The sequence below is a fragment of the Fibrobacter sp. UWH9 genome (assembly GCF_900129715.1).
Taxonomy (GTDB): Bacteria; Fibrobacterota; Fibrobacteria; order Fibrobacterales; family Fibrobacteraceae; genus Fibrobacter.
The window spans coordinates 25799-41616 of record NZ_FQWP01000024.1 but is presented as its reverse complement, the minus strand read 5'-3'; the positions used below and the strand labels follow the sequence as shown (position 1 = coordinate 41616).

General features: G+C 48.4%; 12 protein-coding genes. 5 read left to right on the top strand and 7 right to left on the bottom strand.

All coding sequences use genetic code 11. The features are described 5' to 3' along the window. Positions 1 to 189 precede the first annotated feature (189 nt). The 3 genes from BUB94_RS14210 (at position 190) to BUB94_RS14200 (ending at position 1857) form a co-directional block, all read left to right on the top strand. The gene (locus tag BUB94_RS14210) at positions 190 to 441 is read left to right on the top strand and encodes a hypothetical protein (protein WP_073238216.1); all 252 of its coding nucleotides are present in this window, start codon (positions 190 to 192) and stop codon (positions 439 to 441) included. A gap of 64 nt (positions 442 to 505) precedes the next feature. Further along, the gene (locus tag BUB94_RS14205; protein ID WP_073238213.1) at positions 506 to 1204 is read left to right on the top strand and encodes a DUF2314 domain-containing protein; all 699 of its coding nucleotides are present in this window, start codon (positions 506 to 508) and stop codon (positions 1202 to 1204) included. Positions 1205 to 1245: 41 nt separating this feature from the next. Beyond that, positions 1246 to 1857 carry a trimeric intracellular cation channel family protein gene (locus BUB94_RS14200; RefSeq protein ID WP_073160969.1) on the top strand — a complete coding sequence of 204 codons (612 nt, stop codon included), beginning with the start codon at positions 1246 to 1248 and terminating at the stop codon, positions 1855 to 1857. Here BUB94_RS14200 and BUB94_RS14195 read toward each other — a convergent pair. Next, on the bottom strand, positions 1832 to 2635 hold the full coding sequence (locus BUB94_RS14195; RefSeq protein WP_139260256.1) for a J domain-containing protein: 804 nt from the start codon (positions 2633 to 2635) through the stop codon (positions 1832 to 1834). The two genes, BUB94_RS14200 and BUB94_RS14195, sit on opposite strands and share 26 nt — an antisense overlap. A gap of 165 nt (positions 2636 to 2800) precedes the next feature. Here BUB94_RS14195 and BUB94_RS14185 point away from each other — a divergent pair, with 165 nt between their 5' ends. Both BUB94_RS14185 and prfB read left to right on the top strand, forming a co-directional pair. Beyond that, positions 2801 to 3802: a peptidylprolyl isomerase gene (locus BUB94_RS14185; protein ID WP_073238204.1), complete on the top strand. Its 1002-nt coding sequence runs from the start codon at positions 2801 to 2803 to the stop codon at positions 3800 to 3802. Positions 3803 to 3931: 129 nt separating this feature from the next. Then, positions 3932 to 5042, top strand: a protein-coding gene (prfB, locus tag BUB94_RS14180; protein ID WP_139258434.1) for a peptide chain release factor 2 whose coding sequence is annotated in 2 segments (ribosomal slippage) — positions 3932 to 4003 and positions 4005 to 5042 — 1110 coding nt in all. Because the reading frame shifts where the segments join, the coding sequence is not laid out codon by codon here. Between the two features lie 69 nt (positions 5043 to 5111). On the opposite strand, the gene BUB94_RS14175 is transcribed toward prfB, so the two are convergent. The 6 genes from BUB94_RS14175 to BUB94_RS14155 form a co-directional block, all read right to left on the bottom strand. Next, positions 5112 to 6263 (bottom strand): acyltransferase, encoded by a 1152-nt coding sequence (locus BUB94_RS14175; protein WP_073238200.1) that lies wholly within the window; start codon positions 6261 to 6263, stop codon positions 5112 to 5114. A 12-nt stretch (positions 6264 to 6275) separates the two neighbouring features. Continuing rightward, positions 6276 to 6449: a hypothetical protein gene (locus tag BUB94_RS16925; RefSeq protein ID WP_170932293.1), complete on the bottom strand. Its 174-nt coding sequence runs from the start codon at positions 6447 to 6449 to the stop codon at positions 6276 to 6278. A gap of 332 nt (positions 6450 to 6781) precedes the next feature. Next, positions 6782 to 8476 carry a diphosphate--fructose-6-phosphate 1-phosphotransferase gene (locus tag BUB94_RS14170; RefSeq protein ID WP_073238196.1) on the bottom strand — a complete coding sequence of 565 codons (1695 nt, stop codon included), beginning with the start codon at positions 8474 to 8476 and terminating at the stop codon, positions 6782 to 6784. Positions 8477 to 8586: 110 nt separating this feature from the next. Continuing rightward, on the bottom strand, positions 8587 to 11169 hold the full coding sequence (locus BUB94_RS14165) for an FISUMP domain-containing protein (protein ID WP_073238192.1): 2583 nt from the start codon (positions 11167 to 11169) through the stop codon (positions 8587 to 8589). Between the two features lie 26 nt (positions 11170 to 11195). Continuing rightward, positions 11196 to 13313 (bottom strand): FISUMP domain-containing protein, encoded by a 2118-nt coding sequence (locus tag BUB94_RS14160; RefSeq protein WP_175547685.1) that lies wholly within the window; start codon positions 13311 to 13313, stop codon positions 11196 to 11198. 154 nt (positions 13314 to 13467) lie between these two features. Further along, the gene (locus tag BUB94_RS14155; RefSeq protein ID WP_254793751.1) at positions 13468 to 15753 is read right to left on the bottom strand and encodes a CotH kinase family protein; all 2286 of its coding nucleotides are present in this window, start codon (positions 15751 to 15753) and stop codon (positions 13468 to 13470) included. Positions 15754 to 15818 lie beyond the last annotated feature (65 nt).

Below are 15818 nucleotides of genomic sequence, written 5' to 3'. Positions count from 1 at the left end.
ATTAAATTTTAGAAAATAGCCCATTTTTTGTTTAATTTAGGCGAAAGTCAACAAAAAAGGGTGGCGAAGCCACCCACACATGTTGATGAAGAGCCAGTTTATTTTTGCAATTTCACCTTGCACGCTTTTATCCAAGAAGTTTTACTATACTTAGGGGAGGAAACATCTTCGGAATACAGGGAGGCAATCATGGACCGTCCAGAAATTATGGCAGAACGCAAGCGCAACGGCTTTGTGTCTGTTGCCGATGTAATCCGTGCCGAAGGCCGTGAAGAAGGCCGTGCCGAAGGTGAAGAAATTGGCGAAGCTCGAGGCCTTGCAAAGGGTTTCGCTAAACTTGTGCAATCCGCGAAGAACTTCCTTGCCATGGGACTTTCACTGGAACAGGTTTCCAAGGGCACTGGCCTCTCCATCGCAGAAATCCAGAAACATTGCCTTTAGGAATGAGGCTCGTCTGCAAAGACGGGCTTCTTTTTTATTTTATTCACGTATAAGGAGGTCTGATATGTTTTCTTTTGTTCGTAAAATCTTGTTCGTTATGATTTTTGCTGCTGTATGTTCTTTTGCTGAGCTGGCCAAGGATAATGTTGTAAATGTGAACCGAGGAAACAGCGACGTCTTCGCCCCATATATTGAAATGGCGAAACGCACTTTCCCTGAGGTTAAGAAAAAGTACCTGGCTGGTGTATATCAAAAAGAGAATCAACAATTGCAGGTTCAAGTTCAATTGTCCGACAAGCAGGGCCATAATGAATTGCCCTTCGTCGGTGTGACTAAATGCCAGGGCGATTTATTCGAAGGCATCATTACAAATGAAATCCGTAAGTTGCAGGGGTATGCCCGTGGTGACCGCATTTCCTTCAAGCAACAAGATATTAAGAATTGGGTCGTTTTGGACGAAAAGGGAAATGAGGAAGGCAACTACGTGGGAAAGGCTGTAGACGCTTATCACTATGAAAAGGTGGGCGTTTTCTTTGAAGTCGTTTATTCCAAGGGCGAGTTTAAATTAAAGTACCTTTATTCCTTGGTTGGCCAAGACGTAAATGTGGATGGAATTCTGTCCGCCGAAGTAATTGATCAGGCTAAAAAGCTGCTCGTTGATGGTTTCAAGAAAAGAATTGGTGAAGGAACGACGTACGAGGAGAATAAGCCTTTTTACACATACCATGTCTATGACTTTATAAATCAGAAGTTTGTAGACTAGGACTTAGGTTTGCGCGCCCTTTTCTATATTTGCGTTCGTTTATGCTTCTCTTGATTCTTGATATTCTGGGTACTTTTGCCTTCGCGATTTCTGGGGCGGAAAAGGCGGTGCGTTACCGGTTGGACTGGCTTGGCCTTATTGTGCTTGCCACGGTTACGGGAGTTGGGGGAGGTATCCTGCGCGATGTGATGCTGGGGGCTACTCCGCCAGCGGCCTTGACCAATCCGATTTATTTTCCTATTTGTATCGTGGGAGCTTTTTTCTACTTGCTCATGCGCAAGAAGATTCGGAAAATCCGAGTTTTTATTCTTGTGGCCGATGCCTTGGGGCTAGGCTTCTTTACTGCGGTTGGTGCAGCAAAGGCTAGCGCTATGGCGGCTGGACCTTACTCTGTTATTTTGTTTGCCGCCATTACTGCGGCTGGTGGTGGGTTGATTCGCGATTTGCTGGTCAGCGAAATCCCCCAGGTGCTAAAAAGCGACTTTTATGCAACGGCGGCCCTGATTGGCGGTATATTGTTTTATGTGTTAGAGTTTGCCAACCTGGGCAGTACTCCGCGAATTTTAATCACTACGGCTTTTACCTTTAGCCTTCGTCTTTTGGCCATGCGCAAAAAACTTGAATTGCCTAAGACACGTGAAAAAACATTTTAGATCGTTCAAAATTTGACTTTTTTATCAAACAAAACAAGCCTGTCTTCACGAATCGGGCGACAATATCCTTTGATTCTCCGTTACTCATTTTGGCCTTGCCGAAGTAGGTGTAGTCGACCTTTCTGGATAATTCTACCTCTAGGCATTGGACTGAACTAGGCTTAAGGATTTTGTCGTTAAGAGTGTTTTTGGCCTTGCTTTCCATCCAGCCGAATCCGTCTGACGTAACGGGGCCTGCAATGATGGCGGTCAGGATTCCCACGATAAAAAGGACTGTTCCTATGGTGCGCGGTTTTGAACCGTCGGCATCGTTGGTGGAGCCCTTGATAAGGTTATTCCATTGTTTGAAGAGAAGGCTTAGTGCCAAGAGCAATATGAATCCGGAGGGGAATATCATCTCCGCATCAAAAAGGAACTCTAGAGTGACGCACATCTGGTCCCATACCGATCTGGCGGTAAAGGCGATCGCGATATAGCAGGCGATGGATTTGAAGAACACGCCTGCGGGATTCTGCAAGTAGCCGTCGTATTTTTCTCGTGCTGTATGGATTCTATCGGCTTCTACGCTGGAGACGGCTTTCTTGCCCTTGCAGGTTTTGCAGACGCCTCTGTCTCTTGAAACTCCGGTTCCAAGGCAGTCGGGGCAGTCCACCAGGTAAAGGGTTCCTGAACCATTGCAATCCGGGCACGTTCTACGACCACGCTTTCCTGAACCCTTGCACCAGGAACATGTGCAGGTTCCCTTGCTTTGGGTGCTATCCTTGTGCTGCAGCTCCACGATGTTCTCCTTATAGGTTTGCGTTCCTTGTCTGCGAAAAATAAAAAATTACATCCCTTATTAACGAAAAATAATGAAAACAAGTTCAACGCCCTTGTCTTGCGACTTTACCATCTTCTTTTTTGCTATCTTTATTGCCGGAAAATTTTTAACAAGGATGATATAATGTCCCTTAAATTGATTTCTCGTGGTGCTGCCGCTCTGCTTTTGACTGCTAGCATCGCTTCTGCACAGTTGATGAATTCCAAGAGCCTGGATGTGATTCGTGTCGAAAAGACTGGTATTTCTGCAGGCAAGATCGATAGCCTTGCCAAGATGCTCGGCGAACAGCAGTTCCGCGGCAAGAAGATTGACGACCAGACGATGACACAGCTCCGTTACGCAGTCATCGACAACCTGGTTGGCCAGGAACTTATCAAGCTGGAATGCAAGAAGCAGGGCATTAAGGTTCCGGCAGCCAAGGTCGACAGCCTGACCAAGCTTTTCAAGGCTCAGTTCCCCAGCGAAGACGCTTTCCAGAAGGAACTGAAGAAGTCCAACACCACCATGGCTCAGTTCAAGGAAAAGATCGAAGATCAGCTGAAGAGCGAAGCTATTCTCGAAAAGAAGGTTCCGTATCCTAAGGATCCTACCGAAAAGCAGCGTGAAGCTTTCTGGGAACTGAACAAGTCTAAGGTTGCCATTAACGACTCCGTTAGCGGTGCCCGTATCGTGATCAGCACCAAAGGCAAGTCTGCTCAGGAAGTGGCTGACGCCAAGGATATGCTGAAGGGTCTTGCAGCACAGGTTCGCTCCAAGAAGGCTACCTTCGCACAGCTGGCTGCCATGTACAGCGACGACCAGACTGCCAAGAAGACCGGCGGTGTGGTTCCCAAGTTCGTTAAGGGTAACGACGCTCTGGGCAAGGCCATTGCCAAGATCAAGGTGGGCGAAATTACCGAAGTCTACACCGACAAGGACGGCGTTGCAATCTTTATGCTTACCGAACGTAATGACGGTAAGTATGATAGCTACAAGCACCAGATCGACTACATCCTGCGCGTGCAGGCTGAACAGGATCGCCAGGCTCAGCTGAAGGCTTACCTGGATGGCCTTGGCAAGACTTACAAGGTTCAGTACCTTGATGCCAAGTACACTCCGCCTCAGGCAATCGGCGGCAATAACTAATCCGCTTACGGTTTAGTCCGCTTAAATAATTGAAAAAGGCAGCGGTGGATTCAAGCCGTTGCTTTTTTTAATAGAAGTTTTACTCCGGGCCTCAAACCTGTGGCCTCGAACCTTGAATGGAGATTTTGAATGGCTTTCCAGACTACACATACCGGGCTGATTGATTTGCGTGCGCGTATCGATAAGCTCTGGGGGTATCTTTGACTTAGAGGCAAAGACCGAAGAACTTTACGTGTTGGAAAAGGACTCCAACGACCCGAACCTGTGGAATGACCAGGAAAAGGCTCAGGGCATGATGAAGAAAATCGGCAACCTTCGCGATCTTCTGAACAAGTGGACTGAAGTTTCTTCCATTTGCAATGATCTGGCCGAACTTTATGAAATGAGCAAGGACGAAGAGTCCGAAGATTTGACCAAGTCCATTGAAACGGATATCGCTGACCTTAAGGCCAAGATCGAAGAGATGGAATTCAAGAAGATGCTGAATGGCCCTGACGACGCTTGCGCCTGCTTGCTGTCTATCCACCCGGGTGCCGGTGGTACCGAATCCCAGGATTGGGCCTTGATGCTGTTCCGCATGTATACCCACTTCTTTGAACGTGAACGCATGGACTTCAAGGTGGTAGACTTCCAGGAAGCGGAAGATGCCGGCCTTAAGAGCGCAACTATCGAAGTGACCTGCGAAAACGCCTACGGCTTGCTCCGTTCCGAAATCGGCGTGCATCGCCTGGTTCGCATTAGCCCCTTCGATGCCAATGCCCGTCGCCACACCAGCTTTACCGCAGTGTACCTGTACCCCGAACACGAAGACGTGGAATTCGACCTGGATATGGCTGATGTGCGCGTGGATACCTACCGCAGTAGCGGTGCCGGTGGTCAGTACATCAACAAGACGGACTCCGCAGTCCGTATGACTCACTTGCCTACGGGTATTATGGCGAGCTGCCAGACGGAACGTTCTCAGATCCAGAACCGCGAAACCTGTTACAAGATGCTGAAGACCATGGTGGCCGAACATTACCGCCTCGAAGAAGAAGCCAAGCGCGACGCTCGCATGGCTGAAAAGAAGAAGGTGGAATGGGGGAGCCAGATCCGCAGCTATGTTCTGCAGCCTTACCAGCTGGTAAAGGACCTGCGCACTGGCGTAGAAACCTCTGACACCGCCGGCGTTCTGGATGGCAAGATCAAGCCTTTCATTAACGCATACCTGCTTAGCACCAGCGAACAGCAGAACGGCTAAGTGAATGTTTCGCCGAGGGTGCTCGGCAACGACTAGAATTTGCCCCGGATTCGTCCGGGGCTTTCTTGTTTACAGCACCTTCCTGATTCCCGGTACCTTGCGGAGCAGGTAAACGGCTCCCAGCGAAATTCCGAAGAAGCCTATGGCGGCCAGAGGTGCCGTAATGATGGGGTGGGGCTCCAGCACCGTCAATTTGAGGCCGTAGAACGTTTTGATAAACAGCGGGTGGATCAAGTACACGCCCATCATGCAAGGGGTGAGTGCGGCAACCCAGCGGAGGCAGCTTGCGATACGGCTGCCGTGTTCGGGCTCATTGCCGTGTTGGGCATTGTCGCAGTGTTGGGGTGCATTGTCGTGTTGGGTTTTGTCGAGCTTGCGGCTGAACTTTGCGCGGACGGCGGCGAATATGGCTGCGGCCATTAGGAAGGTCATGGGCCTGAAATTCCCGAAGAAATATTCGTTGGGCGTATTGCGCATCTCGCTAATGTAGGTGGCCGCCACGAAGGCGATGATCCATGAAGCCAGTGCGGCGCCGTACAGCCATTTGCGGGCGGTGGCTGAAATCCCGAAGTGGGCGAGGTAGAAACCCGTGAGATAGAAACCGGCGAAAGAGGTTACGCCCTGGATACTCAAGTTCTTGTACATCCTGAAGTGGGCGAATTTTACAAGGAGGTGATCCGCAGTCGGGAGTAGCAAACCAAAGGCGAAGAAGATGGCGATTACATACAGGACCATCTTTCGTGAGGCGTGTTCCGTAAACACCCGCAGAGGCGGCGTCAGAACGTACAGGCCCGCAATGGTATAAAGGAACCACAAATGTGAAGCGGGCTTGGTAAACAGCAATAGGGGCGCCGACAGCAAATCCAGAACGTCACCGCCGGCAATAACTTGCTCGATGATTCCGTACACAATCACCCAAAACAGGAGCGGTACTAAAGTACGGGGGAGATTATGGGTGAAAATTTTGCGAGGTGGGTGAGGGTACTTGGGTGAAAGCATAAAAGCACCGCTAACCATGATGAATACACCCACGCCGAACCTGCTCAAACTATTCAAAAAGTTTAATGCGGCAAAGTCACTGGAGTCAACCGGAACCGTGTACCAAACAGATGTGACCGTGTGCTGGAATACAACGACGAATGCGGCTAGTATGCGCAGCAAGTCGGCGTAAATTTCGCGCGAGGCTTTTTTATACTGTTTCTGTTCTGTAGCTGAATTCATCGTGTTTGAAATTTAGAATTTCAAATCGTAACGTTTGCGCATTTCTTCTTGCTGTTCTGCGCTGAGGCTATTGAAATACTTCTTGAATCCTGGGCAGAACTTGGTGTGAAAATGCCAGAATCGTCCAATCAGGGACTTGGGATTCTTGTCGTACTGTGCGCGGATTTTGCAGTTATCGCATGCCATAAGTTACCTCGTGTTTTGGGAAATATTAAAAAAAAGGCAGTGGATTTCTGCAAAAAAAAGGAATTCCACTGCCTTTCGGCATTGTAAATTGAAAAATAATGACCAGAGAATGACTTTTTTCCCTAAAAGTGCTGCCCTTAAGGAGTAGTTGACAAGATTTTGGGACAATATACGCTTGATTTTGTGTGTAAACTAATAAAAAGGCGGTGTTTTGCTTTGATATTCAGTGATATCCACTGCCTTTTTTCAAAAGAAAGGTGCTTAGGGTAAAAAAGAAAGGCTCCCGCGCAATTGCGAGGGAACCTCTCTTTTAAAGTTGGCAATCGAAACGATTACTTCTTCTTGGCCGGAGCCTTCTTAGCAGCAGCAACCTTCATTGCGCCGCGTTCCAGCTTGATGGTGAAGTTGGTAACGTCGCAAACTTCGCTGGGACCCCAGTACTGGATCGGACCCGGATAGGTGTAGGATTCAGTCTTGGCCCATTCTTCGCGGTTAGCAGCAAAGAACTTGAACGGAGCACCGTCGAGAACGACGAGAGCCTTCTGGATAACCGGCTTGTCTGCACCGTGACGGCGTTCCATGTTCATCATCATGGTGATAGGAATGCCACCGGCGGTCCACTTTTCGATACCCTTGGTCAGGTCGCGAACAGAGCTCATGTAGCCGTTCATCTTGTTGAAAGCGAGAACGGAAGCGGTGTAGCCCAGGCTGTAGCAGTAGTCAGCGTCGAAGTTGGACGGAGCTGCGCAACGGCCTTCGTAACCGAAGAAGTGGTTGAGAGCGGAGAACTTGCCCTTGAAGTTCTTGCGGCTCTTGAGTTCGCTCTTCACCATGTCGATGATGAGCTTTTCGGTTTCGATGAGGGAAACCTGAACGTTGCCATGAGAGTCGCGGTCCAGCATGAGCTGAGCCTGAACGAAGGAAGGCAGAGAAACGAGGACTTCAGCAGAAGCCTTGGAAACCCAAGCGCAGAGCTTTTCAACCTTAGCAGCGGTGTCGAGGCCTTCGACTTCCTTTTCGTGGTGAGCGAGAGCTTCGGAAAGTTCAGAAATCAGAACGCCAACATCCGGGATGAATTCCAGGAGGCCTTCCGGAATGAGGGCAACACCGAAGTTCTTGCCGTCAGCAGCACGTGCAGCAACGATGTCTGCAACGTACTTGATGACCTGCTTCAGCTTCATCTTCTTAGCCTTGACTTCTTCAGAGATCAAGCAGATGTTCGGATGGGTCTGGAGAGCAGCTTCGAGTGCAATGTGAGAAGCGGAACGGCCCATGAGCTTGATGAAGTGCCAGTACTTCTGAGCGGAGTTGGCATCGCGCATGATGTTGCCGATGAGTTCAGAGTAGGTCTTCACAGCGGTGTCGAAACCGAAGGAGGTTTCGATGTATTCGTTCTTCAAGTCGCCGTCGATGGTCTTGGGGCAGCCGCAAACAACGCAGGAAGCGCCGTTAGCCTGGAAGTATTCACCGAGAACAGCGGCGTTGGTGTTGGAGTCGTCACCGCCGATGATGACGATGGCGTCCAGCTTCTGAGCCTTGGCAACAGCCATGCACTTCTTGAACTGTTCTTCAGTTTCCAGCTTGGTACGGCCGGACTGGATGATGTCGAAACCACCAGTGTTGCGGTAGGAGTCCATGATCTTTTCGTTGATCACGATGAACTTGCCGTTTTCGAGGCCAGACGGACCGCCGAGGAAGCCCAGGAGCTTGGAATTCTTGTTGATGGACTTGATACCGTCGAAGAGACCTGCGATAACGTTGTGGCCACCAGGTGCCTGACCGCCAGAAAGAACAACGCCAACGTTCAAAGCCTTGGCAGCGGCAGCAGCCTTGCCAGCCTTGAGCTGAATGTAGGGAGCACCGTAGGTGTTGGGGAACAGAGCCTTGATCTTCTTCTGATCAGAGACGGATTCGGTAGCCTTACCCTTGTTGAGTGCGACATTGAGGGCGCCCTTACGGAGAGCGACGGGGAGTTTCGGCTGGTAGGCCTTGCGAGCCTTGCCGAGGACGGACAGATTGTCAGCCATTGTTTCTTCCTTTGGTTAGAAGTCTGCCTTTTTCGACAGACGGGTTAAAAAATATACGCAGAGAAATATAGTAAATAGATTCTTTGTTGTTATTTAAGCCTGTGATTTGTTTAGTCCTTTACGCAGCGGATATTTCTGGCATCATCCTTGTCGGCGTATTCTGTTGTGCTACTGCTTGAACTGAAATAAATGTAATAGCCGTTGTTCGAGGAATACTGGTCTGCAGTCCAGTAATCTGCACGGGCTCCTACATTGCTGAACGAACCATTGCTATAAGGATTGCTTCCGTAAGCCTTAAGATCAAATCCGTAATCGTCTGTGGCATTATCAGAGGTTGTCCATGTGGTAGTGGCTCTGAGAGCATATACGGCGTTGGAGTATTCTGTTTGCACGAATGAAATTAAGGTATTCCATTCGGCTCTAGTGGGAATGTGCCAACCTGCAGGACATGATCCCTGAATGGGGGTCGAATAAGAACAACTGGCTCCGTATCCACAAGAAGATCTTGTCTTATTCAGTGCTGCATTCCAGCGATAATATCTGCCTCTTTCAGAGCAGGGAGAAGTTGATTGGACTGGACTGGATCCTGCATAGCACCAGCTTTGTCCTGATTCTACTGTAGGCACGAAATTCAGGTTTTCTGCCATCCAGGTCTGGGTGCCGATTGTGACATAGGTGTATTTTTGGCCGTCTCTAGAGTCTGTAAATGTTGCGCGACTCCATTCCTTTTCTGTGCAGGACATCGTGCATGCCTTAACCGGAATTTCTTCGCCTTCACGATTGGTTGTGCATGCGCCATAATTTTTTTCGAATTCATCCTTAGCTTCGCGCCATGCAGATTCATCGCTATCCCAAACATAAATGATGGTGGTATTTATGTTTCCTGCCTTGAATTCGCCTTCGGTACCGTCGGCCCAGCCATAAGTGTCGCACATGGTTGTTGCTGTAGCTTGCCAGGAATCCACGCTGTAGATGTAACAGTTTCTTGTATTCACGGATCCTATTTTCACATCGCCATCAACACCGTCTTCCCATTGGTAGGTGTCTACTTCGACGGTCTTGGCTTCTCGCCATGCGCTGTCGGCTACATAGTAGTAGTAATAATCAGGGTTGACGGAACCAGTCTTGATTTCACCTGGGGTTCCTGCTTCCCATTGGTAAGTGTTGTATTCCAAGGCGGTAGCATCATCAATACCGGATTCTCTACAGATCTTGTAAAGATTGCTTAGAGTGTCCAGCAGAATCATGCCTATCTTAGTTGAATCGCATTTCTGGAACAAGGTCTGCAAGGGGTCATAGCTCCATGTGCCATTATAAACGTAGAATGAATCTGTTGCGCTACCTTTTTTAACGGCTCCCATTTCATCATTCTTCCAGCCATAGGTATCCTTTTCGTAGGTGGTTGCAGAATCCCAGGCGGAACCATAGCGACAAATGAAGTAACGGTCCTTGTTAGAACTGTTGGGATTCTGATTCTTCATGACTTCGGCGTTACGGGTAGAGGTGCATTTTCCGATGCCATAGGCGTTCTGCCAGAAGTCATTCATACTGTTATCGAAATATGCGATTTCCGCAATGTTCCAGCTGGACACCGAAGCGCGAACAATGTTCTTGTCAAAACTATAGGCCCAGTCGGCCATGGCGATTTTCTGCGCAGAATCTTGCCAGAGGCCATCTTCGGCAATGTCCTGCCTAAAATGACTGATTTCTTCTGCGGTAAGAGAATCGCTCAGATCCCTGAGGAACAGCAGCGAGATTGTCATCAGTACGCCGTTGTTGTTGGCTGTGCTGAACAGGTCAAGATCTTCGGCGTTGGTAATCTTGGTGGGGAACCCGAATGCGTTCATGATTTCCTGCTGTGCCTGTTTTTTTGCAGCAGCTAAAGAATATCCCATCCGATAAAGTTTTAATACGCGGTCATATTCCAGGTGGGTGAGGATATTGATGTTCGCTTTGGTACGTCCAACCTTTTTCTGGTCGCCTGCAGAAATTTCTACAAGGGACTGTAATGTCATATAAGTTGTCGTCCATGTGCCGGTGACTTCATTGTAATATCGGCCGGATGCTTCCATGGACACGATGCCGTTTTCAAGAGTTACGGCGGGTATCACGAAGTCACCCTTGTTGCCAGAAACTTCGTCGGTATAGGAACGGGTTGTCTTTGAAAGGGAATCGCCGTAAAGTTCCGTGAGATTGATTACGCTATGGAACATGAAGGGGCCCTTCTGGGCGACGCCAGTAATGGTGCCGTTTGTCAGGGCATAAGGTTCTGTGCGGTCAAGAACCCATTGTTCATCTTTACAGACATAGGTGTATCCACTGGTGACGGTGTATACGCGGTTTCCTTCCCATTCATCAAAGCAGTATTTGAGTTCCTTGAACGACAGGACGGATTTCATTTTTGCCGTATCCGCAATGACTGCGGAATCCTTTAAATAAATAGTGTCATGATTCAACACCAGGACACCAATGATGGAATCCACAAAAACCGTGTCGATACGATACAGCGTATCAAGAATTTTTAACGTGTCAATATTGAATACGGAATCATTGACATACACGGTGTCATATATAAATGCATTCCCATTTTGTTCAGTTGCACTAGATGTTGAGTCATCGCCACATCCGTAAATGAACAAAGCTGCCCAAAGGCTGAAAACAAAGAAAATCGTATAAATCTTTCTATTCAACATAATTTATCCTTTTTCTCGCCTTTAGGTTAATCCTTGATACAGCGGATATTTCTGGCATCATCCTTGTCCGAGGATTCTATTGTGTAGTTATTGTATTTGAATGAAATTTGATAGCTGTTGCTTGTGGATATCTGATCTGCAGTCCAGAATTCTGCATGGGTTCCCACATTGCTGAACGAAGTATTTCCATATGGATTACTTCCGTATGCTTTAATGCTAAATCCATAAATATCGGTGGCGTAGCTGGAGTTTGTCCATGTGGTTGTGGAGTTTAATGCAAAAACGGCATTGGAATATTCATTCATCACAAAATTAATGAGAGTATACCATTCTTCTAATGTGGGAATATGCCAACCTACAGGACATGATCCCTGAATGGGGTTTGAATAAGTGCAACTAACTCCATATCCACAAGAAGATCTTGTCTTATTTAGTGCGGCATTCCAGCGGTAATATCGACCTCTTTCGGAGCAAGGAGATGTTGATTGAACAGGACCCAATCCTTCATAACACCAACTTTGGTCTGATTCAGCTGTAGGCACGAAATTCAAATTCTCAGCCATCCAGGTTTGAGTTCCAATCTTGGCCGTCTTATAAATCTGGCCGTCACGAGTGTCAAGTACGTATGCGTCATCAACATCATATTGGACAAAGCCTTCTTCCGTACAAATATACAGGGTTTCAGTGGAGTCTTCCACAACTTTGCCAATTGAGGACTCATCACAAATCTGGAACAAGGTTTGCATGTAGTCATATGTCCAATTGTTGCCTAATCCGCAAACATAGACTGAATCGGTAACATTACCTTTCTTGATGTCTCCGGTTTTGCAGGAATTCCATTTATAAGTGTCTTTTTCAATGGTGGTTGCCTCGCGCCAGTTGGTGCCATTGCAGATATAGTACTGTTCAGTGGAACTTGCCGCTACAGACTTGTTGTGAAGAATGATGTTTTTTCTGTAGGAGTTGCATTGGCCCAGGCCATACTTATTTGACCAGAACTGATTCAGATAATTTGTATATGAAGAGATTCCCGCAATATTCCAACTGCTTAGGTTTACGGATATATTGACGGATTTAACGTCGACGTAAAATCTGTAGGCCCAGTCGGCCATATCCTTCTTCAATGCAGAATCGTTCCAGACACCATTGATCGCCAGGTCATTGCGGAAGGATTCAATGTTTGCCAAAGCGGTTGAATCGTCAAGATCTCTCAGGAACAGTAACGAAACCGCCATCAGCAGGCCATCACCTTCTTTCTCGCCATACAAATTCAGGTCTTCGGCGTGTTCTACGGTAGTTCCCAGTCCTAGTGCATTCATGATTTCCTGCTGAGCTTGCTTCTTGGCGGCATCAACGCTGTAGCCCTTCATATACAGTCTTTTTACGCGGGGGTACTCCAGGTGGGTCAGCAGATTCACGTTGACACTGTCGCGGCTGATGGTTGAATCCTTGTGGCTCAACTTGGAAATTGCCTGGAGCGTCACCTTCTGTAAACTCCACTTTCCGGTAACTTCGTTAAGGAATGTTCCTTCGGCTTCTACTTCTACAATGGGATTTTGCAGGGTGACCTTGGGAATCACGAATTCCCCCATATTACCAGAAATCTTGTCGCTGAAACTATTACTCGTCTTTTTAAGGGAATCCAGGGTTAATTCGGTAATGGTTACGTTAGACTGGTAGGCGAGAGGCCCCTTCTGGGCCATGCCTGTAACTGCCGCATTATTCAAGGTGTAGTCTACGTAGACAGACCAGGAACCATCTTTACAAATGTATGTCTTTCCCTTGGGGATGTTTACCCTAAAGTTTTCCCATTCCTTTGCGCAGGAATCCAGGCTTACCAGTTTTTCAAATTCCTTGGCGGCAGAGGAATCTACCAGGTAAGTTATGCTATCTAGATAGATGGTATCGTTGTGAGTGACAATGACTGCCCTAATTGAATCCAACTTTACCGTGTCGACATTGTCGATGGAATCGTTGAGGATGTAGAATTGTCTCAGGGAGTCAGTAGTATACACGGTATCGTGGTGAATACCATTTGCATCTTCGATATTTTTGTCAGCAGCACTAATTTCAATTGTACTACAGTTCGTAAAGCACAAAGCCGTCAAAAAAACTAAAAAGGGAAAAATTAAATGCTTAATCATAAAATTCTCCATTCACACTTGATTAAGATATTTTTTTTTAACTAAAAAGGTAGGGACGTTAACCTTTTTTGTGTTAAACTGTGCTTTAAATCGCAAAAAACGTGATGCCGAAGCACCACGTTTTTCTGAAATCTTCTAAACCGATAGAGAAATCTTATTTGAATTGAGCCGTCAAAGTCATACCTGCGCTAGGTTCAACCAGGCGAGGATTCTCAGTAGATCCGTCAGACCATCCCGTGAATACGCCTCCCGATACGGCCACGGCGGTAAGCTTCAGCGGGTTTCCTGCCAGGAATTTGCCCTGGTAAGTGGTGCTGGGGAGGGCCATTTCATCGACATAGATCTTGCCGTTACCGCTTGCAGACAGGGTTACAGAAACTTCACCGGAAAGGCCGAAGTAGTTGGCCAGTTCCTGGCGGGTGGTTTCGGTGCGGTTCTGTGCGAATCGCAGCAAATCGCTGCCGGAGGGGGCCCAGGTAAAGCTGCTCTGGTTACGGGGCCAGCGCTGTTCGTCGCGGGACTGTTCGCTACTGGGAATGGTGGCCAGCATATTCTGTACGGCGGCCTGGACCTTTTCGTAAGTCAGGTAGCTGTTCAGCAAGATGCAGGACTGGTTAATGAACAGACGCTTGAAATCGGGGTTGGCCAGGAGTTTCTTTAGCATGTTGCCCAGTGTGGTGGTGGAGCCCATGCCCCAGCCGCCCATACCGCCGCCGAAGCCGCCGATACCACCTATGCCGCCCTGGTTGCCACCCTGGTTGCCTCCATTGTTGTTATCCATTGTTGCGCTTCCCAGAACCCACTGGAACATATTTTGGCTTTCGGTATCGAAGCCGGTAATACCCGGGCTAAAGCCGTAACCATGGTCCACGTCGAAGATCATGGCCTTGAAGGGCTGGCCATTGGCGGGGCTACCCCAGAAACGGATGTTGTTGTTGGGCCAGTCGCCGTTGTGGATATACATTTCGGCAATCATATACTGGGCGAAACTGCTTATGTTCAGTTTCTTCTTGACTTCTTCGTACTGCTGGTTGTTTTCGCCTTCGAAGTTGCCACTGGTAATCGTATTTACCAGCTGTGCGAATTCATTAGCCGAGGCTCCGTTGGTACCGCTGGGGCACCAACCATTCTGATAGCCTTCGTCGCCGTTGCTGCAGTTCTTGACAACGTTGATGCTCTTGCTGTCGACACCGTAGTTGGTTTCGGCAAAACTGCGGTTCAGGCGTTCGCGCATGTCGTGGATGCCGAAGTATTCGCCGTTGTAGAATACCACCACCTGGCGGCTACGCTGGTAGTCCACTTCGGTACCTTCCATGAGGCTTACCAGCATGGGGTCGCCAAAGTAGTCTGTCCAGAAGCGGTTACCATTGTTGCGGAGGTTGAATGCCTTGAACTTCTTGGCTTCGGGGCGGGTCTTGAACAGGGAATACTTTAAGGTCTTGTCGCCATAGTTGTCATTATCCATCTTGATGGCGACGCTCTTCTTGGGCTTATAGCGGCTGTAGTTTCCGATAATAGAGATGCCGGCATCAAATTCCCAGTTCTTGGTCTTGGTGGAACTTCCGTTTTCGAAGAATTCTACATGGACAGGGAGTTCTGTATCCTTCCAGAAGTTGGCCTGCTTACAGGGTTCGCTGCACTTGGGATTGTTGTTGTCGGTGGCACCGAAACCGCCTATATCCCACATGCCGCCGCCCTGGTTGTTGGTCAGGGGGCCTGTAGCATAAAGGCCATCGGTGGAGTCGAACATGTCGTGGTGATTCACCGTCAGGGCGACCACAGGCATGGTCACATTTTCGTTAATAAAATATGTTTGCGTTGTTGTATCTGCGGCTTGCCCATTTACAAATTCAGAGCAGCGGATCACGGTGTTTTCGGTAATCGGCTTGGCTGCTGTAATGCTTTCGGAATTCTGGGTGGGGAAGGAGCCATCGAAGGTACACTTGATCTGGCCTCCCTTTTGGGGGGTAGGCGGATCGATGGTCAAACTGGTATAGAAACCTGCCGGCGGCAAGAAGCTCTCCTTGGGAGCGTGGTTGTCGTCATATTCCTTGAGGGCGCTGGAAGAAGGTTCCGTAATGACGCCTGCGCTGCTGGTAGGTACAGGATTATTGGGGTCCACCGGGGTGGGTTCCGTGGAACCGTTGGAATTGGGGGAGGGATTGTTCGGGTCCACGACACCGGCGCTGCTGAGGGGGGCAGGATTGTTGGGGTCGACAGGGGAAACATCTCCGCTTGCGCTAGAAATGATATTGCCGTTTTCGTCGTAAATAGGTTCGCTAGATTCGCTGGAATTGATCAGCTCTCCGGTGGTGCTATCATCAGCGCCGGTTGAACTGTCGTCGGAACAGGCTGTTGTTCCAAGAGCTGTACCCAAAATTAAAGATCCTGCCAGGGCATAACGTGCCATTACAGACATACGGACGATTTTCTTATTCACAAAACACCTCAAAGTGAAACTAAATCAATCCAAAACCACACACTACCAAGCCTCAAATTAACTAA